Origin of the sequence: Phormidium tenue FACHB-1050 (assembly GCF_014696925.1) — a bacterium.
Classification (GTDB): domain Bacteria; phylum Cyanobacteriota; class Cyanobacteriia; order Pseudanabaenales; family Pseudanabaenaceae; genus Pseudanabaena.
The window spans coordinates 187,676-208,636 of record NZ_JACJQY010000003.1 but is presented as its reverse complement, the minus strand read 5'-3'; the positions used below and the strand labels follow the sequence as shown (position 1 = coordinate 208,636).

The 20,961-nt window shown below is 43.8% G+C and carries 14 protein-coding genes; 4 read left to right on the top strand and 10 right to left on the bottom strand.

The annotated features are described in order from the left end of the window. Positions 1-38: 38 nt before the first annotated feature. Positions 39-1,193, bottom strand: coding sequence for a magnesium/cobalt transporter CorA (corA, locus tag H6G05_RS03515; protein WP_190576337.1), 1,155 nt, complete (start codon positions 1,191-1,193; stop codon positions 39-41). 339 nt (positions 1,194-1,532) lie between these two features. On the opposite strand from corA, the gene H6G05_RS03510 reads away from it, so the two are divergent. Next, a complete protein-coding gene (locus H6G05_RS03510) occupies positions 1,533-3,113 on the top strand; it encodes a glycoside hydrolase family 10 protein (protein WP_190576336.1) in 1,581 nt (526 codons plus the stop codon). Between the two features lie 61 nt (positions 3,114-3,174). On the opposite strand, the gene coaBC is transcribed toward H6G05_RS03510, so the two are convergent. From coaBC to H6G05_RS03485, 5 genes are all read right to left on the bottom strand, one after another. After that, positions 3,175-4,374, bottom strand: a complete 1,200-nt coding sequence (gene coaBC / locus H6G05_RS03505) for a bifunctional phosphopantothenoylcysteine decarboxylase/phosphopantothenate--cysteine ligase CoaBC (protein WP_190576334.1) — start codon at positions 4,372-4,374, stop codon at positions 3,175-3,177. 56 nt (positions 4,375-4,430) lie between these two features. After that, a complete protein-coding gene (locus H6G05_RS03500) occupies positions 4,431-5,006 on the bottom strand; it encodes a Uma2 family endonuclease (RefSeq protein ID WP_190576332.1) in 576 nt (191 codons plus the stop codon). An 83-nt stretch (positions 5,007-5,089) separates the two neighbouring features. Further along, entirely contained in the window at positions 5,090-5,788 is a 699-nt protein-coding gene (locus H6G05_RS03495) for a hypothetical protein (RefSeq protein ID WP_190576330.1), read from the bottom strand. A gap of 309 nt (positions 5,789-6,097) precedes the next feature. Further along, a complete protein-coding gene (locus tag H6G05_RS03490) occupies positions 6,098-6,601 on the bottom strand; it encodes a hypothetical protein (RefSeq protein WP_190576328.1) in 504 nt (167 codons plus the stop codon). Positions 6,602-6,716: 115 nt separating this feature from the next. Next, on the bottom strand, positions 6,717-7,190 hold the full coding sequence (locus H6G05_RS03485; protein WP_242025208.1) for an EVE domain-containing protein: 474 nt from the start codon (positions 7,188-7,190) through the stop codon (positions 6,717-6,719). A 628-nt stretch (positions 7,191-7,818) separates the two neighbouring features. On the opposite strand from H6G05_RS03485, the gene gltB reads away from it, so the two are divergent. Then, the gene (gltB, locus tag H6G05_RS03480; RefSeq protein ID WP_408962456.1) at positions 7,819-12,441 is read left to right on the top strand and encodes a glutamate synthase large subunit; all 4,623 of its coding nucleotides are present in this window, start codon (positions 7,819-7,821) and stop codon (positions 12,439-12,441) included. Positions 12,442-12,486: 45 nt separating this feature from the next. Here gltB and H6G05_RS03475 read toward each other — a convergent pair whose 3' ends face one another. The 3 genes from H6G05_RS03475 to H6G05_RS03465 form a co-directional block, all read right to left on the bottom strand. After that, entirely contained in the window at positions 12,487-12,645 is a 159-nt protein-coding gene (locus H6G05_RS03475) for a hypothetical protein (protein WP_190576326.1), read from the bottom strand. 15 nt (positions 12,646-12,660) lie between these two features. Beyond that, positions 12,661-13,218: a GIY-YIG nuclease family protein gene (locus tag H6G05_RS03470; protein ID WP_190576324.1), complete on the bottom strand. Its 558-nt coding sequence runs from the start codon at positions 13,216-13,218 to the stop codon at positions 12,661-12,663. Between the two features lie 67 nt (positions 13,219-13,285). Continuing rightward, entirely contained in the window at positions 13,286-15,853 is a 2,568-nt protein-coding gene (locus tag H6G05_RS03465; protein WP_190576321.1) for a TIGR03960 family B12-binding radical SAM protein, read from the bottom strand. Positions 15,854-15,984: 131 nt separating this feature from the next. Between H6G05_RS03465 and H6G05_RS03460 the strand changes: the two genes are divergently transcribed. After that, on the top strand, positions 15,985-16,605 hold the full coding sequence (locus H6G05_RS03460) for a hypothetical protein (RefSeq protein ID WP_190576320.1): 621 nt from the start codon (positions 15,985-15,987) through the stop codon (positions 16,603-16,605). A gap of 119 nt (positions 16,606-16,724) precedes the next feature. Here H6G05_RS03460 and H6G05_RS03455 read toward each other — a convergent pair whose 3' ends face one another. Then, the gene (locus tag H6G05_RS03455; protein WP_190576318.1) at positions 16,725-17,288 is read right to left on the bottom strand and encodes a Uma2 family endonuclease; all 564 of its coding nucleotides are present in this window, start codon (positions 17,286-17,288) and stop codon (positions 16,725-16,727) included. Positions 17,289-17,405: 117 nt separating this feature from the next. Here H6G05_RS03455 and mfd point away from each other — a divergent pair, with 117 nt between their 5' ends. Further along, positions 17,406-20,846, top strand: coding sequence for a transcription-repair coupling factor (gene mfd / locus H6G05_RS03450; protein ID WP_190576314.1), 3,441 nt, complete (start codon positions 17,406-17,408; stop codon positions 20,844-20,846). Positions 20,847-20,961 lie beyond the last annotated feature (115 nt).

Sequence of the window (20,961 nt, the reverse complement as noted above, 5' to 3'; positions counted from 1 at the left end):
ATATTTTAGCTCAAAAGCTATAATCCGTGATTCTGTCGTTATTTTGGACTAAATAGCCAGCCTTTTTTCCAAAAGTAAAATAGCAATCCACCAGAAATAGACATGATCACCAGCCAAAAGAAAGGATATCCCAATGGCATCTTTAATTCAGGCATATTCCATGGAATATCTGTATCAAAGTTCATCCCATAGACTCCCGACACGAAAGTAAGAGGAATAAATACCGTTGAGATGACAGTCAAGAAGCGCATGATCTCGTTGGTGCTATTACTCAAAGATGATAGGTAAATATCCATCAAGTTGGCGGCAAGTTCGCGATAGGTCTCAACCATGTCCATTACCTGTACCGTATGGTCATAGCAGTCTCGCAAGAAAACTCTTACCTCGCGATCAATCAAAGGGCTTTCTTCGCGAATTAGAGAATTAATTGCGTCTCGCTGCGGCCAAATTGCACGACGGAGTAACAAAAGTTCACGCTTGATTTTATGGATTTTATCGAGAGTTTGGCGGGTGGGATTTTCCACCACTTCATCCTGCAAATCTTCGAGACGTTCGCCGTAGTCCTCTAGCACAGGGAAAAACCCATCAACGATCGCATCAATTAGAGCATAGGCAAGATAATCAGCCTTTTGCGATCGAATTACCCCACGATTGCGATGGATGCGCTGACGAATTGGCTCAAATACATCATTTTCGGGTTCTTCTTGGACGGTGAGAATGTAGTTTTTGCCTAAGATTAAACTTACCTGCTCATCATAAAAACCCCGACCATCTTCACGACTAGTCACCATGTGCAAGATGATCAATTCCTGATCCTCAAAACTCTCAACCTTGGGACGCTGCGGAATATTAACAATGTCTTCTAATACAAGCTCATGGAGTCCAAACACTTTACCTAGACGTTTCAAGACCTCCTCAGACCCCAAGCCTTGTACGTCCACCCATGAGACTGAGTGGCTATCTAGATAAGGAAAGCAATCTTCGGGCGTAGCAAGCTGAACTCCGAGAGCTTCATCGGCGTTGTAATCAATCAAAAAGATATTGGGAATAGCCGAGTCTTCATCAATGATCAGCGTTCCAGGTGGACTGCCTGGTTCGGGTTCATTGAAGTCATAAAATTCCAATTCATCATCATTTTCTTCAGAATCATCTTCGATGGGACTAGGCTTAAATCTGGCAGGGTTGTGAAGCATGGTGAAGCGGTCATGAAATACACTTGTCAGTGTGCCACATTGTTAAGCCAAGTTCGTCTATGAAAACGCGGATAGTATAGGATTTATAGCAATTACAGCAATTTTCGATCAAACGTACCACAAGAAATTTTTTGAAAGGGTTGCTTTGCAACCCTTTCAAAAAATTTCTTGGTTTGAGCCTGAGCGCAAAGCACTGTAACAAAAGGGTTGTCATACTTTTGTGAGTTAAAACCAAACCCAGTAAGGGTTTAAAAACAAAAAATAGCTACGCCATTTTTTGTTTTGGTACTATTTCTGAGCAGTCTCCCTTCAATTACTGGGATTACCATTTTTTAGTCTATGAAATACAAAAGAAATTTAAGCAAGATCAATAAATTTAATTTGTTGACGATCGCCTCTCTTACGGTTTTAAGCACAGCTTTGACAGGGAAAGCGATCGCGGGATCTCTACCAGATAAAATCCTGTGGGGCAACCCTACCTGTGATGTGAGCAAGGCGGAAATCTTGCGAAAACATGAATTACGAAAATCAGCTTTAGTCATAAACCCTAGTAACTCTACTGCTCAATCGCAATATCAGGCTATTGTCCAAAAACATAAGTCAGAATTACAAGCCTGTCGCGATCGCAGCAAACCCCAAACGCAAGCCACTTGGGTAAGGCTATATCCCAATGATGTTAAGTCAGGCGTTTTGGAGGATGTTTTCGACAAAATGGCAAATCGTGGCTATAACCAAGTTTTTGTCGAAGTTTTCTATGATGGTCGCGTCTTACTACCTGTTGCTGATAATCCAACACCTTGGCGATCGGTGATGGAGGAAGCGGTTAAGTCGGGGGAAGTGCCTGCGGATTATGATCTATGGCAACGAGCAATCGAGATCGGCAGAGAACGGGGCATCAAAGTTTATGGTTGGTCATTTACGATGAATTTTGGCTATGGCTATAGCGAAATCAAGGGGCGTTCAGGAGCCTTAGCACTTAATGGTAGAGGGGAAAATAGTATTGCCAATACCAATTTTGATCGCAACATGGTTAGTAATGGACGTGCTTTTTATGAAGATGCCTATGAAGTTGATCATTTATTTGCTGATCCCTATAGTGCGATCGCCAAAGCCGATCTAACAGCCGTAGTCAAAGCTTTGATGAAACGCAATCCTGACGGGATGGTATTTGACTACGTGCGCTATCCCACTAATTCCACAGGTGAATTGATCAATAACGTCAAACAACTTTGGATTCATGGACAATCTTCGCGATCGGCTTTGCTCAATAGCATTGACAATAAAAATGTGCGCGAGCTAATGGCGCTCTATCTCCAGAATGGGGATCTCACGGCTGATGATGTGATTCAGACTGAGAAGAAAATGACGGAAGCAATCAAAGTGCAACCGACTAATATTAAAAACCCTAGAGAAACTGCCACGATCACGAAGAGACTTCTTTGGAATATCGCCACTAACCACGCCTATCAAGGGGTGATTAATTTTGTGAATGCAGTTACCATTCCACTTCAGCAAAATAATATGCCGATTGGTACAGTTTTCTTCCCTGGGGGCAATCGTACTGAGGCAGGTCGGTTCGATCCTAAAATGCAACCATGGGATCGTTTCCCCAAATTCATGGAGCGTCATCCAATGACCTATGCCCTATGTGATGATGGTCAATGTGTTGCGGAACAGGTCGCTGAGGTTGTCCGCCAATCTGCACCTGAGACTTTAGTTTGTCCAGTTTTAGCGGGAACTTGGGGACAGGGCTTTGATGGACATCCTAGCTTTGAGATTCAAACGCGAGCTATCCTTGCTAGACAACCAAAGATTAATTGCATTAGTCACTTTGTCTACTCATGGATGGAACCCGAAAGCGATCGCCTTCGCAAATTTGGAAAAGCCACAGGTTTAGAACCAGCAACGATACCTAACTAAAGAAAGAGTGACGCTTTGCGTCACTCTTTCTCTAATCTAGAGGTGGTGCAAAGCACCACCTCTAGATTAGGAAATCGAATAAACGATGGGCAAGTTCTAATTTTGAGCAGAGGGGAGTAGTTTCCTCATGTCCCTCTTTATGAATGAATATGGCTTGATTAGTATCAGTACCAAACCCTGTTAGAGAAGTATTAACAGCATTAGCGGCGATCGCATCCAGTCCTTTTCGCTCTAGTTTCTCTTGTGCTGCGGCGCAAACCTCTGCCTCAGTTCCAGTTTGCGCCGCAAAGCCGACTAGTATTTGCTCAGGACGTTTACGAGTGGCGAGATCGGCAATAATATCAGGAATATACTCAAGTTCAAGATTTAAGGGTAGTTCTGATTTTGGTAACTTGCGATCGCTTTGTAATTTAGATCGCACATCACCAACGGCTGCTGCTGCGATCGTGATGTCAGCGTTAGGGAATTCCTCAATCATCGCTTGGTGCATTTCTGCGGAAGTGCGAACTTCTCTCACCCCCAGCATCTCTCCCATAGGGAGAGAGGAGCTAGATGTAGTGATGAGGGTGACCTTTGCGCCACGATGGATTGCAGCTTTAGCGATCGCAATTCCCTGCTTTCCTGTGGATGGATTACCGATAAAGCGGACAGGATCGATAAATTCGCGAGTTCCCCCTGCATTAACTAAAATATGTTTCCCTTTTAAATCCTGTTTCCCTTGTGTAAATAGAAAAGATTCTAAATATTCCAAAATTATTTCTGGCTCAGCCATCCGCCCAGTACCTACAGCATCACAGGCAAGAATGCCATCCGTCGGTGCGATCGCTGTATATCGATAATCCTTTAATAACTTATGCCAATTCTCCTGCACAGTGGGTTGTAGCCACATCGTTGTATTCATTGCTGGCGCAAAGAGAATTGGACAATTGGAAGCGAGGACAGTATTAGTGAGAAGATTATCCGCCATGCCATAAGCTAGCTTCGCTAAAGTATTGGCGGTCACAGGCGCAAGCAAAAATACATCTGCCCATTCTGCTAGTTCAATATGTAGAGGTCTTCCATTTGTCGGTTGCCAAAAGTCAGCATCAGTGTAGGTAGGTTGGCGCGACAATGTAGCAAAGGTAAGAGGCGTAACAAATTCGGCTGCTGATCGCGTCATGATTACCCGAACTTCAACGCCGCGTTTGGCTAAGCTCGAAACCACTTCACAAACTTTATAAGCGGCAATACCTCCAGAGATTCCAATTAATACATGATTCATGGTTATAAGAGCCTACGTGAAGATTTATGATGAGGTTTCAATAGATTTTGTGTCATCTAGGCTTTAAAAATTTGCTCAGGAGTTAGCTTTAACTCGGTAAATAGTAAAGATTTAATTATTTCGTCACCTCGATACAATGTTTCTTCATATAGTCCATCTTCAAGCAATAAAACTGTCACTTTGCGATCGCTAAAATCGATAATCCAATATTCAGGAATTTCAATTGCATTGTATTCTGCTCTTTTCTTGCGATAGTCAATATTGCGAGTACTATCGCTAACGATTTCTACAACTAAAAGTGGAACCGAGTCAGTTAATACTGCCTCGCGGAATCTCATATCCTGCCACTGATCTGATGTAATTACTACCACATCAGGAACCCGACAGGTAATTTTGCCACCGACTCGCCCCGTTTGCACCGCAATTAAATCTTGCTTAGAAACTAAAGATAACTGTAAACGTTGAATTTCTAAACGAAAGTTATCATTAACAAATTCACTCATGCCGCCATGAATTCCTGTAGGCTGTGCCATCGCCACTAATTCTCCATTTACTAATTCATACCTTGCATCTGTTCCATCATCATAAGCAAGATATTCCGCCATTGTGAGCAAAGGACTTGCAACAATCATAGTCACATTCTCCTAAACGATAAGTTAACAGAGCTTAGTTACTCTTTGTCTTTATCAATGTATTTTCAATTTTACAATAAACTCTATGGCTGACTGCTAAATTCAGAATTACTGACGATTTCTTGCGATCGCAGATCAACTTCGGCAACTTTGAGCTTATTTTCTGATTGATACAGTATGGAGACACGATTATTTTTAATAGTAGAAGTGCCATTAAACCGATCTACTTGATTAATCAACACTTTAAAGCGCAACCCTGAAGGATCAGAAATCGCAATGCTCTTTTGATCTTCGTCATTGATACGTTTGTCATTGTTGGTGTCTTTGTCCGCAACTAAATACACATAGCCAACTGTCGGCAACTGCTGTTCTTTTCCCGTACTTTCCGTGAGATCTGGTAAAGCGATCGTAGATAGAAGTAATCCTTCACTCTTCGGTCTTAACCAATAAGACACTTTTTTAGTTGGATCATAGAAAATATAATTCTGAACAGAACTAGACTCCTTAGCTCCTGCTCTATAGTCATATTCTTGGATCAGATAAAGCGGAGCTTTAATGATATCCGTTCCTGAAATCTGTCCAAAGGTTCCAATTGTCGTTTTTACCTTGACTTCATCATTTGTAGATAAATTGACAACATTACTAACTTCCTGCGTACGGGTAGCCTGTCGAAATAATCCCCAAACAGTCGCAGCAAAACTAGCGCTAGCAAGAATTCCCATAAGTAGAATAATTACAGCATTAATGCGCCAAATATAAGTAAAGACTTGACGTGATTTCATATTTCTATTTTTGGTAATACCTTTATGCTTTGTTATACTCAAGCACAAAATGGCTACGCCATTTTTATGCTTTCAAAACTCTTGCTGGGCTTGACTTTTAATCGATAAAAGTATTGCCACACTTTTATCGATTGGTATCTAAGAGAGTCGATTAGCGGGACTCTTAATAAAGCCCTGTAGACGACTTACAACACAAGTTATTTTCCCAAATTATTTATATTTCAACAGAACAATATATTTTTCAAAAGCTTTGCAATGTAAAGCTTTTGAAAAATATATTGTTCTGGATTGAGCGTAAAGCGTTGTAATTTAGGGAGCAACATAGCCTTGAATATTCTCAGGGCGCAAAGGACGCATGAGTTGATTAGCCCGCACTACCTGCTGATCTGTACCTTGGACAACGATCAGATACTTACCTTCATCAAGACGGTTACGCAGAGGAACGGAGTCGCTGCTAGTTGCCACACCAACACCACCGCCCACAAATAGACTTCCCATTGCACCACCAAATGCACCGAGCAAGCCACCGATCAAATGATTGCCAATACTGCCAGCCCAAGCAAAAGTATGTAAATCAGTAACGAGGCTAAATCCAATTCCTGCTAAAAAGCCAAAGGGAACTAGCCAATAGGACATAAAAAAGGCTTGTTTGCGACCTTGGACAAGGGGATCGATAAAGCCAAATTCTTCAGCGCTTTTGTAGCCCTTGCCTAAAATCGAAATTGCTTCCATCGGAAAATTTGCAGATTCTAGTCGCGTATAGACTTCTTCAGCCTTCAGGCGATCGCTCCAAACACTAACCAAATAGTTCATATATTCTAAAAAATTACTAATAACTTCTAGCCAATATCCTATAGCGCAAAGCGATCTAAATAAATTAGGGCTACCTAAAAGCTAATGAAGTGCCGCGCATAGCGCGGCACTTCATTTAAATATTGGCGAGTTCTAAAATTTTTTGCCAATGCGCCTCAGAGACAGGAACAACAGACAGGCGACTAATCCGAATTAGATCAAAGCCTTCAAAATCAGGATCTTGTTTAATTTGAGCAAGGGTGACTGGCTGAGGCAGCGATCGCAAGGCTTTAACATCAACCACCGCCCGTTTGGGGTCGTCTAATTTCGGATCTACGTAGGGCAAACTGATCACTTCCGCAATACCCATAGCACGCCGTTCATCGCCTGTGTGATAAATCAAGGCAAGATCTTTGATCTGCATCGTGCGGATATGCTTGAGCGCCAAATTATTATTCACCCCATCCCAAATCGTCTGGCGATCGCGCTCTAGATCAGCATAGGAATAAACATCGGGTTCACTTTTAAGAAGCCAATAAGCCATGATGCAAGTCACTGAAACTGTTTTGCCATTATAAGTACTTGTCCAAAATAAATTACCCAAACCCATAAAGTTGTGCCCCGTAAAGTCACAACTTTATGGGTTTGGGTTTGTAATTACCTAATTATGTAGCAATATGAGAGTTCACCCCAAAGGGGCGAACTCTCACAACCCATTTAGGACTGCTATAAAAACGCAAAAGAAGAAGTACTTAATTTTGTAGCTTTGGGTCTCGCTTGTAGGTCAAACTACACCCAAAAACTGTAGTGAGTCGAACATAAGAAAGATCTTTGTCGCTTATAATCGATAATGCCCCACTTAAAAAATTCATACTAAAATATCTACTTAGTACCTATGCACAAGACTAAGTAAAGAGCTATGCTCTAAAATCTGCCTTCATTCAAATGATTGAATGCAAGCTTAGTTCAAATATTAAGTCTTGACTTAGATCCCAAGCTACAGCTAGGGTGCGACTGCTAATTTGCAATAATCTTAAGCGATTTATGTCAGTTTAAAGCAAATTTCTGCAAGCAAGATATTAACAGTTTTGCACCTGTTAATAAAAAGCTTAATCTAGAATTAACAATGTACAAGGTACGAAGTGACGCAGTGAGAGCTTCATCACCCACCTTAAGAATCTCATAATTTCAACATACATTTTTTGATAGCAACAGATAATCCGATGGAAGTGAGCCGCGTGAATACAAGTCAGTCTAATCAGTCTGGAACTACTAATCTTGTCCAAGGTCCCTATTGGCTAGTGGAAGAGCGTGATGCCTGTGGGGTAGGATTTATTGCGGACAAAGAAGGTCGTGCTAGCCATAAAATTGTGAGCAATTCCCTAAAAGCTCTGACTTGTATGGAGCATCGCGGCGGATGTAGTGCCGATCAAGATTCGGGAGATGGTGCAGGTTTGATGACCGCAATTCCTTGGGCTTTGTTACAAAAGGAATTTGCAGATTTGACCATTGATCCTGAGCATTCAGCTTTGGGGATGTTTTTCCTGCCACAGGATCACGATCATGCAGCTAAATGTCGTGCAATCACCGAAAGAATTGCTTCAGAAGAAGGCTTAAAGCTCCTACGATGGAGAATTGTGCCTGTTAATCCAGAGGTCTTGGGTGTGCAAGCTAGGGAAAATCAGCCCCAGATTGAGCAAGCGATTTTCGTGGCTGATGCCGATCATCAAAAACTCGATCAGATTGAAAGAGCGATTTACATTACTCGTCGCCGCATCAAACTTGAGGTCAAAAAGCTCGCTCCTGATCTCCCTAGCGACTTTTATGTCCCATCTCTATCTAACGCGACCGTAATTTATAAGGGGATGGTGCGATCAGCTGTATTAGATGCGTTTTATGCAGACCTTCAAAATCCCGATTATGTCTCGGCTTATGCAATCTATCACCGTCGTTTTAGCACCAACACCTTACCCAAATGGCCCCTTGCTCAACCGATGCGTTTTCTGGGTCACAATGGTGAAATTAATACTTTGCAGGGAAATACCAATTGGTTCCTTGCTCGTCAAGGTGATCTCACCCATCCTACTTGGGTAGACGCAAAGGGCGATCGCCTCAAGGATTTACTTCCTATTCTTAAACCAAATGAGAGCGATTCGGCAACGCTCGATCACGTTTTTGAATTGCTAATTGAGACAGGGCATAGTCCGCTTGAGGCGATGATGATCCTTGTGCCAGAAGCCTATGAGAATCAACCAGATTTAAGCGATCGCCAAGCAATTGTTGATTTCTACGAATATTACAGTGGCTTGCAAGAGGCTTGGGATGGACCCGCCTTGCTAGCCTTTAGTGATGGCAAAATTGTCGGTGCGGCTCTGGATCGCAATGGCTTACGTCCTGCTCGTTACATGATTACTAATGATGGCATGGTGATCGTTAGCTCAGAAGCAGGAACTGTGGATATTCCTGAAACGGATATCATTGAAAAAGGTCGCCTTGGTCCTGGACAAACGATCGCTGTGGATTTGCAAACCCATGAGATTCTCCACAACTGGGAAATAAAGGAGCGAGTCGCCAAGGCTCATCCCTATGGTGAATGGATTAAACAATATCGGAAGAATCTGGAGGTCAAACCTTTTGCAGAAGCGCCAACCCTTGATGAGCAGAAAGTTCTTACCTATCAAACCGCCTTTGGCTACACCCTCGAAGACGTGGAAATGGTGATTGAAGCGATGGCTCAAGATGGAAAGGAGCCAGTCTTCTGCATGGGTGATGATGCGCCGCTAGCATTTTTATCACAACGTCCACACCTGCTCTATGACTACTTCAAGCAGCGCTTTGCACAGGTAACTAATCCACCGATCGATCCTCTGCGTGAGGGAACGGTGATGTCTTTATCGATGTTCTTAGGAGAAAGAGCGAATTTGCTCCTTGCCACTCCTGATGCGGCTAATCAGATTAAGGTAAAGAGTCCCGTAATCAATGAAGCAGAGCTTGAGGAACTACAATCATTAGGTTTTGCTTCGGCAAAATTAGATATGTTGTTCCCGATCGCCTCAGGAGCTAATGGACTAAAACAGGCGATCGCTAAGCTCAGTGATGCAGCAGTGAAGGCTGTTCGCGATGGCGCAAAATTGTTGATTTTAAGCGATCGCAACTTGAGTGCAGAAAGTGCCTATATTCCCCCTCTATTAGCTGTGGGTGCTGTGCATCACCGTCTTTGTGCCGAAGGGCTTCGCATGAAGGCTTCGATTATTGTGGAAACGGCTCAATGTTGGAGTACCCATCATTTTGCTTGCTTGATTGGTTATGGAGCTAGTGCGATCTGTCCTTATCTAGCTTTTGAGACCACACGCCAATGGTGGGGTAAAGCCAAGACCCAAATGCAAATGCAACAGGGCAAAATCAAGGCTTTGACAATTACCCAAGTTCAAGATAGCTATCGTAAAGCAGTTGAAGGCGGATTGTTGAAGATTCTCTCCAAGATGGGGATTTCGCTCCTATCGAGCTACAGTGGCGCACAAATTTTTGAGGCGATCGGTATTGGCGAAGAAGTAATTACCAATTGCTTTAAGGGAACAGTTTCCCGCGTTGGTGGTGTTAACTTCGCTGATATCGCATCGGAATTACTCAGTTTCCATTCTCAAGCCTTCCCTGAATTGCAAATCAAAAAGCTAGAGAACTACGGCTTCATGCAGTATCGCCCCACAGGTGAGTACCACATGAACAGTCCTGAAATGGCAAAGGCTTTGCATAAAGCAGTGGCTGGTGATGGCTACGACCATTACGAAGTCTATCGGACACAGTTACAGAATCGCACGCCAACGGCTCTACGTGATTTATTAGAATTTAAGAGCGATCGCCCTAACATTCCCCTAGAAGAAGTCGAAGATGTTTCTGAAATCCTCAGCCGCTTCTGTACAGGAGCTATGTCCCTCGGAGCCTTGAGTCGAGAAGCCCATGAAGTCCTTGCGATCGCCATGAATCGCGTCGGTGGTAAATCTAACTGTGGTGAAGGTGGCGAAGATCCAATTCGCTATTTGCCCATCAATGATGTAGATGCTAATGGCATTTCCGCAACATTCCCTCATCTCAAGGGGCTAAAAAATGGCGACACTGCTAACTCCGCAATTAAACAGATTGCGTCGGGACGCTTTGGGGTTACTCCTTCCTATCTTGTCAGTTCCAATCAACTAGAGATTAAAGTTGCTCAAGGTGCGAAACCAGGAGAAGGCGGACAGTTGCCAGGACCAAAAGTCAGCAGCTATATTGCCATGCTCCGAAACTCCAAACCAGGGGTATCGCTAATTTCGCCTCCTCCACACCATGACATCTATTCCATCGAAGACCTCGCCCAGTTGATTTATGATTTGCATCAGATCAATCCCACCGCAAAAGTATCTGTAAAACTAGTATCGGAAATTGGTATCGGCACGATCGCCGCAGGTGTAGCTAAGGCAAACGCCGACATCATCCAAATCTCTGGCTACGATGGCGGTACGGGCGCTTCACCCCTAAGTTCGATTAAGCACGCTGGCTCACCTTGGGAACTTGGTTTAGCAGAAGTGCATACGGTGCTGATGGGTAACAAACTACGCGATCGCGTTTTATTACGTGTTGATGGCGGTTTCAAAACTGGCTGGGATGTGGCGATCGCGGCTCTTCTCGGTGGTGAAGAATACGGCTTTGGTACAGCGGCGATGATTGCTGAAGGTTGTATCATGGCGCGAGTTTGCCACACTAATAAATGCCCTGTTGGTGTAACTTCGCAACTAGAGCAGTTCCGCAAGCGCTTCCCTGGAACGCCTGAACATGTGGTTAATTTCCTCTATTTCGTTGCTGAAGAAGTGCGTCAAATCCTTGCCAAGCTCGGTTACAAATCCCTCAAAGAGATCATCGGACGTTCTGACCTATTGGCACAGCGCCAAGACTTGCAACTCGCTAAACTCAATCTCAATCAAGTAGATTTAGGTTGTCTCATCAATCTCCCCAACACCAAGAGCGATCGCAGTTGGTTAGAGCATTCTCCAACTTCCCATAGCAATGGTGCAGTTCTGGATGATGAAATCTTGGCAGATCTCGAAGTGCAGGAGGCGATCGCTAATCAAACTGATTTAAGCAAAACCTATGCGATCGTTAATACCGATCGTTCAGTGCCTGCGAGAGTATCAGGGGCGATCGCTAAGCAATATGGCAACTCTGGTCTGGCTAGCCACCTCAATCTCGAATTTGTGGGCGCAGCAGGTCAAAGCTTCGGCGCATTCAATATCAATGGATTGAATCTATCTCTAGTCGGTGAAGCCAATGACTACATTGGTAAAGGGATGAATGGTGGCACAATCAGCATCAAGCCAAAACCTGATTGCACCTTCAATCCTGCGGACAATGCCATCATTGGCAACACCTGCTTATATGGTGCAACGGGTGGCTATCTGTTTGTACATGGACGTGCTGGCGAACGATTCGGAGTGCGGAACTCTGGTGCAAAGGCAGTAGTGGAAGGGACAGGTGACCACTGCTGTGAATATATGACGGGTGGCGTAGTTGTAGTTCTAGGAACCACAGGTCGTAATGTTGGCGCTGGGATGACAGGCGGGATTGCTTACTTCCTTGATATTGATGGCAAGTTCAAAGAGCGGTTAAGCCAAGAAGTTCTCAAAGTCCAACGGGTTTGCACCGCCGCAGGTGAGAATCAGCTAAAGGAATTGATTCAATCCAGCTATGAGCATACTGGTAGTTCTAGAGCGAAGGAAATTCTCGATAATTGGTCGAGCTATTTGCCGAAGTTCTGGCAGGTTGTGCCACCTTCGGAGCAGAATAGCCCTGAAGCTACGGATGCAGTGCCTGTAGCAGCAACGGTCTAAAATAAGTGAAGGCGGCGCTCCGCGCCGCCTTCATTGCTACATTTGTTAGCGCATCGATTCGCGATGAACCTTGACTAATTTAATTTCATCTTCTTCTGAAAGATACTTATTCATCATATAGACCACATACTCAGGTTTGAGATTGCTGTCGGGCTTGCAACTACCCATGAAATGAATTTTCGGAAATTCAGGATCGGTATTCAAGAACTTGTTTAGTTATCAATATCGCAAGATAATTTCCTCAATAGTTTTGACAGCTAATTCAACTTCACAATCGAAAAGCTCACTACATTCAACCAAATTATCCTGCTTCCAGTAAGATTTATGAACATTATGAGGCATTAAAGCTTGATGTGCTTCAAATTCTATGCGTCCATGTTTATTGCATTGTTCATTAAACATAATTTTCCAATCACTACAACCGCCGTACCGAAAATTATTTAGACTATATTCCCTTTTTACAGTATCCTTTGCTGTACCAATTTTGATTAGTTTCAAGCTCTCAGACCTTGCGATATAGATAAATCCTGACTCGTTGTAACGTTTCTGGAAAGCGAGGTTAACAGGTTTACATTGAATGCACTTACCGTATTTATCTTTAAGCGTATGTCTTTCTATTGCTCTACAAGGATTTACTCCGATCGCAATAGTCATACCCAATTCTTTCATTACCTCTTCGTATTCCTTCTTTTTCATGCCAGTCGCATCAAAAACTTGAGATAAAGGTATTTTGTGATGAATTAGAAAGCAATTCTGAGCGAGTGTTAGTTCAGCCATATTAAGACCTTGAATTTGTCATATTGGTAATATTTAAACAAGGGGCTTAAGCCCCTTGTTACTTAGTCTAACGCATCGATTCGCGATGAACCTTGACTAATTTAATTTCATCTTCTTCGGCAAGATACTTATTCATCATATAGACCACATACTCAGGTTTGAGATTGCTATCAGGCTTACAACTTCCCATAAAATGGATTTTGGGCAACTCAGGATCGGGGTTAATTACATTAATCGCAAAGAGGCGATCGCGTAATTCCAGCATCTGATTACGACCTGATTTCGAGACTTTTGGCATTTGGATCGAAGTTGCCGCCAGCACACAATAACTCGCACCTTCTAGTAAATCCATAATATCCGCCGCATTGCGTTCCTTAGGCGTAATAAAAGCACAAGTAAGCGTATATTCAGCAACTTCGAGCATCGCATCCAAAGAAGGCGCATGAACAGGAACTTCCTCGATCGCATAAATTGGCAGATCCGCATCTAATTCTGCTTTGAAGCGTTCTTGAAATTCTTTAATGGGTATAGTTGCCGTTAGCTCAAAATCCACAAATTCAGCACTACTAGTTTGACCAAGGGGCAGAGCCTTCGCGATGGAAATACGCGGTAAAGGATTAAAACCTTCAGTATGAGCAACGGGCAGAGCCGCACGCCTAGCCGCACGTTGAAAGAATCGGTGCAAGTCTAGATGAGAAATTAGACTCATATCGCCTAGCTTGCCAAATTTGAGACGAATACGTTGAACTCTGGGCGGTACTTTGGGCTTCTCTAGAGAAATGGGCGGCACTTCAGGTGGTGGAATCACCTCGTTATGTCCAAATTCAGGACCACAGACTCCACAATGGGAACAACCACCAAAGGAACAGTCAGGAACAATCTGAGCCGCGATCGCTCTTTCCCAATCTTCGATCAGCCATTGTTTATCGATACCCGTATCAATATGATCCCAAGGTAAAGCATCCTCCATTTTTAGCGATGGTGCATCCCAAACCAGATCTGCCTCTGCGATCGCCTGTGTCCATGCACCAAAAGCTTTTTCGGTATTTTCAAACCATGAGTCCATACCCGCACCCAGTTGCCATGCGCGATACAGCACTTTACCCAAACGGCGATCGCCCCGCCCAACAAAATCCTCCATCGCACTGATGCGAACCTCGGTGTAGTTCACCTTCACTCCACTCAAGCGACGAAATTCCTTGCGAAGCAATTGCTGCTTCCGCACAAACTCACCACTAGAGACAGTGAACCACTGGAAAGGCGTATGGGGCTTGGGTGTAAAGTTGGAAATAGTCAAGTTAAAGGAAATCTTCTTCCTTCCCTTTTGCGAACATTCATTTTGGAGCCATTCCACCGTATTGACAATGCCAATCACATCTTCATCGGTTTCCGTCGGCAAGCCAATCATAAAGTAGAGCTTGACCTTATCCCAACCTTCGACATAGGCAGTTTTCACCCCTTGCAATAGCTCTTCATCGGTCAAGCCCTTATTAATAACATCCCGCAGACGCTGGGTTCCAGCTTCAGGAGCAAATGTCAGTCCCTGTTGACGACCATCGCCACTACGCAGCATATGGGCAATATTCTCATCAAAGCGATCGACTCTTTGGCTAGGCAAAGAGAGGGTAACGTGTTCATCTTTAAAACGATTCTTGATCTGTACGCCTACCGATGGCAACGCAAGATAATCGGAACAAGAGAGGGAAAGCAAAGAAAATTCGTTATATCCTGTTTCTCGAATGGCTCTCTCAATCGTGTCAACCACCTTTTCGGGTTCGACATCACGGGCGGGACGGGTGAGCATCCCTGGTTGGCAAAAACGACAGCCGCGAGTACAGCCCCTTCTAATTTCGATGACGAGGCGATCGTGAACGGTTTCCACAAGGGGAACTAAGCCAATGCTATGCTCAGGCATTGGTGTAGCCACCCGCCGCAATGCACGGGGAGAAACGTCGCTACGGTTGGGAGTGACTGCGCCTGTTTTCTCATCCATATCATAGAATTCTGGAACGTAAACCCCATCAACTTCATTGGCAAGATCTAGTAAAGTTTCACGACGAGTTTTACCTGCAAGTTTAGCGGCTTTGAGAACTTCTCCAATTTCAGGTAATAGTTCTTCTCCATCACCGAGAGCAAAGAAATCAAAGAAGTCAGCATAGGGTTCAGGATTAGAAGTGGCAGTTTGACCCCCTGCAAAAATTAATGGGCATTCCTCAATACTCAATTCACTCCTTTCACGCCATGTCATCGGAATATTGGCAAGGTCAAACATTTCTAAAACATTGGTTGCACCTAGTTCATAGCTGAGGCTAAAGCCTAAAATGTCAAAGTCCCGCAGCGATCGCTTGGACTCCACCGCAAACAAATCTGTCTTGGTTTCACGTAATTTTGCGGAGAGGTCAGGGGCAGGGAGATAAGCGCGATCGCATAGCTGACCATCTTTAGAGTTAATGATGCTGTAAAGAATGATATGCCCCAAGTTGGACGCGCCTACTTCATAAATTTCAGGATAGGTCAGCGACCAGCGCACGATCGCCTGCTCCCAAGGTTTATGCACTGCGCCAAACTCATTACCTAAATAACGAGCAGGTTTGAGGATTTCGGAGTTAAGTAACTGTTCAACGGGTACGGGCATAGTTTCACGACAATATGAGCTAAACCTATTTTACATTTCTTGCGATCGCGATTTCATTTCATCACGGGTAGACAGATGTTGACGATCTCAATACAAGTAAAATAGGAGCATCACAAAAAATGTAGGTTTTTATGGCATACAGTGACTTCACCTTTAGCAAAGTCAAAGAAGCTTTTCAGTTAACCATTGACGAAAAGACAAATCTTTTTGTAGATACAGCCAAAGTTACACCATCCCAAATCTTGACGACACTACTTCAAGAAAATCTATCTTTTGCGATCGCAGTTGGCACTGAGAAAGCGCGATCAGAATTTATCATTGCTCAGATTTTGAGCGAAGTTCGCCGTCAACTAAACTACAAGATTTCATTGTTTTCTGGCTCAGAGTTCACAGTTGATCGCGATCGTGGATTGACAGGGTTCTGTGATTTTTTATTGAGTAGTTCTGAAGAACAGTTGGAAATTACATCTCCTGTGGTGATTATTATTGAGGCAAAGCGAGAAGATATTTTTGGTGGTGTTGGTCAATGTATTGCGGCGATGGTTGCGGCGCAAATCTTTAACGAACAGCATCATAACAAAATCCCAATTATTTATGGGGGCGTTACTAGTGGCACGAACTGGCGGTTTATTAAGCTAGAAAAAAATTTAGTCCAGATTGATGCGATTGAGTATTATGTTAGCGAAGTGGATAAGATTTTAGGAATACTATTAGAACCATTGAGATCAGTTTCTCAGCTTGTAAACGTCTAAATTGCAATAATTTTATTTAAGTAGTTAAGCATAAGTAAACTTAAAACCCAGATTGCCATGTCGCCCGCTACGCGGGCGACATGGCAATCTGGGTTTTGTTTATAACTATGCCGAGCTACTTAAAAACTAACGTCTTCGTAAAGATCTTTAAATTTGCCTTCAAAATTAATGCTTGATAGTTGAAAACTCTCTTGCTCTTCAGAATATGTTTCTAAAAACCAGCGCCCCTCCTCTTTACGAAAACAATCAATTCGTTGACGTTTTGTATTTACGAGAACATATTCTTCTAAACTATCTAGTTGCTGATAATCGGCAAACTTATCACCTCGATCAAATGCTTCCGTAGATTTTGATAGAACTTCGATAATTAGTTTAGGAAAACGCTTGTGATTTGGAGTTTGGGTATCTCTAAAATCACAAGTCACCATCACATCAGGATAGTAGAATCGATTCAATGCATCTATCCGCGCTTTCATATCTGACATATAAACTCGGCAACCAGATCCACGCAAATGGTTGCGGACAGCAAAAGCCATATTCAAGGCGATCGTAACGTGGGGATCGTTTGCTCCAGCCATTGCATAAACATATCCATCGATATATTCATGTTTGATATCACTTTGTTCCTCCATTTCGAGATATTCATCTGGAGATATGTAATTAAATTTGGGATTAGCAATCATGGCTTAATTACAATAGGTTGGCGATAGATATTTTTATTTTAACCTTCATCACTAGACGATTAAATATTATTGCTAAACTCTGATGTATTGCCATTTCCAAATATTGCCTTTTAGCCCATGCCATTTTCCTCAGTAATTCGTTCTTTAATCCGATCGCCTCTCACTGATGAACTAGAGAGTAAATTGGTGCGATCGCATCAACTCACGCTTTCGGGTTTATCACGAGTCGGCAAAGGGCTGGTTAGTTCGACCCTGAGCCAAAAGCAAGAACGGCTGATGTTAGTTATTGCTGCCACGATCGAAGAGGCAGGTCGCTGGTCGGTACAACTAGATACTATGGGTTGGCAGACTGTACATTTTTATCCCACTTCTGATGTCCTGCCCTACGAACCCTATGCACCTGAGTCAGAGGTCGTTTGGGGACAAATGCAGATTTTGGCGGATTTAGTCAACTGGGATGAACGGGAAGGAGAAAAGAAAAAAGTAGCGATCGTCGCAACCGATCGCGCCCTCCAACCCCATTTACCCAGTCCTGAAGAATTTAGAGAATATTGCTTATCCTTGGAAGTTGGTACAGAGATTACGCTTAAGGACATGTCAGAGAACCTGACTCTGATGGGCTATGAGCATACATCAACGGTCGAGACAGAAGGACAATGGGGAAGACGTGGCGATATTATTGACATTTTTCCTGTTTCCAGTGAAATGCCTGTACGGATTGATTGGTTTGGCGATGAAATAGAACGAATTCGTGAATTTGAGCCTTCCACCCAAAGACCACTCGATAGCATTCCCTCGGTGATGTTAGCGCCGATTAGCTATGGGCATATTTTAGGCAACCTACCAGCAAATGATAGCAATCTAGAAGATGAATTTAGCGTTCAGGGGTTTGCAGTCCATCCCAAATCTACAGCTTCTCTATTAGATTATTTACCAACTTCAGAAAACTGTTTGGTTGTAATTGATGAGATCGACCAATGCAAAGCGCATTGCGATCGCTGGTACGAATCCGCCGAACAGATTTACTCCCTACTACCCACTCCCAGTGGGAGAGGGTCTGGGGGAGAGGGCAAACTCCATCGCTCCTTTGCTGAATGTTTAGAACAAATCACCAAATTTGATCGCCTCGAATTATTTGAACTAGGAGAAGAAAATCGCGGCGTGAATATGTCGAGTCGGTCGATTCCTGCAATTCCCCATCAGTTCGGCAAAATCGCCCAAACTATCCGTGACTACCGCGAACAGAAGTATAAAATCATTCTCATCTCTGCCCAACCTTCGCGCACAGTAGCACTGTTGCAAGAACATGATTGCCAAGCCCAATTTATTCCCAATGTTCGCGATTATCCTGCGATAGACAAAACCCACAACCTCCGCATTGCCGTTGCTTTGAAATATTCGGGCATTGCTGAAATTCAAGGCTTTGTGCTGCCTACTTATCGAATTGTGGTGATCAGCGATCGCGAGTTTTTTGGACAACACGCCTTGGGTACTCCCAACTATGTTCGCAAACGTCGCAGGGCAGTTTCGAAACAAGTAGATCTCAATAAACTCTCCGCAGGAGACTATGTTGTTCACAAAAATCATGGCGTGGGACAGTTTATCAAATTAGAAAAATTGACGGTCAATAATGAAACTCGCGAATACTTAGTTCTCAAATATGCCGATGGATTATTGCGCGTAGTCGTCGATCAGATGTCAATTCTGTCGCGTTATCGGGGCATGAATGAAGGCAAGCCCGAATTGCACAAAATGACGGGCAAAACATGGACAAATACCACAGCTAAAGCAAAGAAAGCGATTAAGAAAATCGCTTTTGATTTACTAGAACTTTACGCCAAGCGATCGCAGCAGGTAGGATATGCTTTCCCGCCTGATAATCCTTGGCAACAGGAAATGGAAGATTCTTTTCCTTACCAAGCGACACCTGACCAATTGAAGGCAACTCAGGATGTGAAGCAAGATATGGAAAGTTCACGCCCAATGGATCGACTTGTCTGCGGCGATGTGGGCTTTGGCAAAACCGAAGTTGCTATCCGCACAATTTTTAAAGCCGTGACAACAGGAAAACAAGCGGCATTGCTGGTTCCGACCACGATTCTCGCACAGCAGCACTATCACAGTTTGCAAGAGCGCTATGCCGCCTATCCTGTAAATATTGCGCTGCTTAATCGTTTCCGCACCACATCTGAGAAGAGAGAAATTTGTCGCAAGCTGAAAACTGGGGAACTGGATATTGTTGTCGGTACGCATCAACTTCTATCTAAAGATGTGGAATTTAAAGATTTAGGGCTATTGGTCATTGATGAAGAGCAGCGCTTTGGGGTTGCCCAAAAAGAGAAGATCAAAACCATGAAAACGGAAGTTGATGTTCTTACACTATCCGCCACACCCATTCCTAGAACCCTATATATGGCTATGTCTGGCGTGCGCGAAATGAGCCTGATTACGACCCCACCACCATCAAGACGCTCAATCATGACACATTTATCGCGTTATAACCTTGAGCTAGTTCGCGCCGCAATTCGACAGGAACTCGATCGCGGTGGTCAGATCTTTTATGTGGTGTCGCGCATTGATGATATTGAGGAAGTGTCGGCGCGAGTCCATGAAATGTTGCCATCGGTACGCATGGCGATCGCCCACGGACAGATGCCCGAATCAGAACTAGAAGCAACGATGCTCAGTTTCAACAGTGGCGAAGCCGACATGATGATCTGCACCACAATTATCGAATCAGGGCTAGACATTCCCCGAGTCAACACGATCATTATTGAAGATGCCCAAAGATTTGGACTCGCGCAGCTTTATCAATTGCGTGGTCGGGTTGGTCGGGCTGGCATTCAAGCCCATGCTTGGTTGTTTTATCAAGAAAAAGGTGAGCTAACTGATGTCGCTCGCAAACGTCTCAAAGCAATTCAAGAATTTACCCACCTCGGTTCAGGCTATCAGTTAGCCATGCGCGATATGGAAATTCGCGGCGTGGGCAATCTCTTAGGCTCTGAGCAGTCGGGACAAATCAACACGATTGGCTTTGATTTATATATGGAGATGCTGCAAGAAGCGATCGCCGAAATACGTGGCTCAGAAATCCCTGAAGTCGATGATACACAAGTAGATTTGCCAATTACCGCCTTTATCCCTGCGGAATATATTCCCGATGGCGATCGCAAAATGAGTGCATACCGAGCCGTAGCCTCCGTAAGTTCTCGCCGCGAACTCACCCAAATCATCGAAGAGTGGAAAGACTGCTATGGAAATGTCCCCGCCCCTGCTATGCAACTTTTAAAAGTTATGGAATTAAAACTGATCGCTAAGCGGATTGGGTTCTCGCGGATTAAGCCAGAAGGTAAGCAACATGTTGTCCTAGAGTCTAAGATGGAAGAGCCAGCATGGAAACTCCTCCATGAGCATTTACCGAGCCACCTGCGATCGCGCTTTGTTTATAGTCTAGGTAATGTCACCGTGCGAGGCTTAGGCACACTATCTCACGACAAACAACTTGATAGTTTGATCGAGTGGCTTGACATTATGCATCTTGCCAAAGCTGAAGCTTAATTATCTAGAAAGCTATGCATCTCCTAAACACTCTCCCGAATTCAAAAAACAAAGGAAAGTTGCGGCGCGAAGCGCCGCAACTTTCCTTTGTTTTTTGAGACTGCTATAAACATTT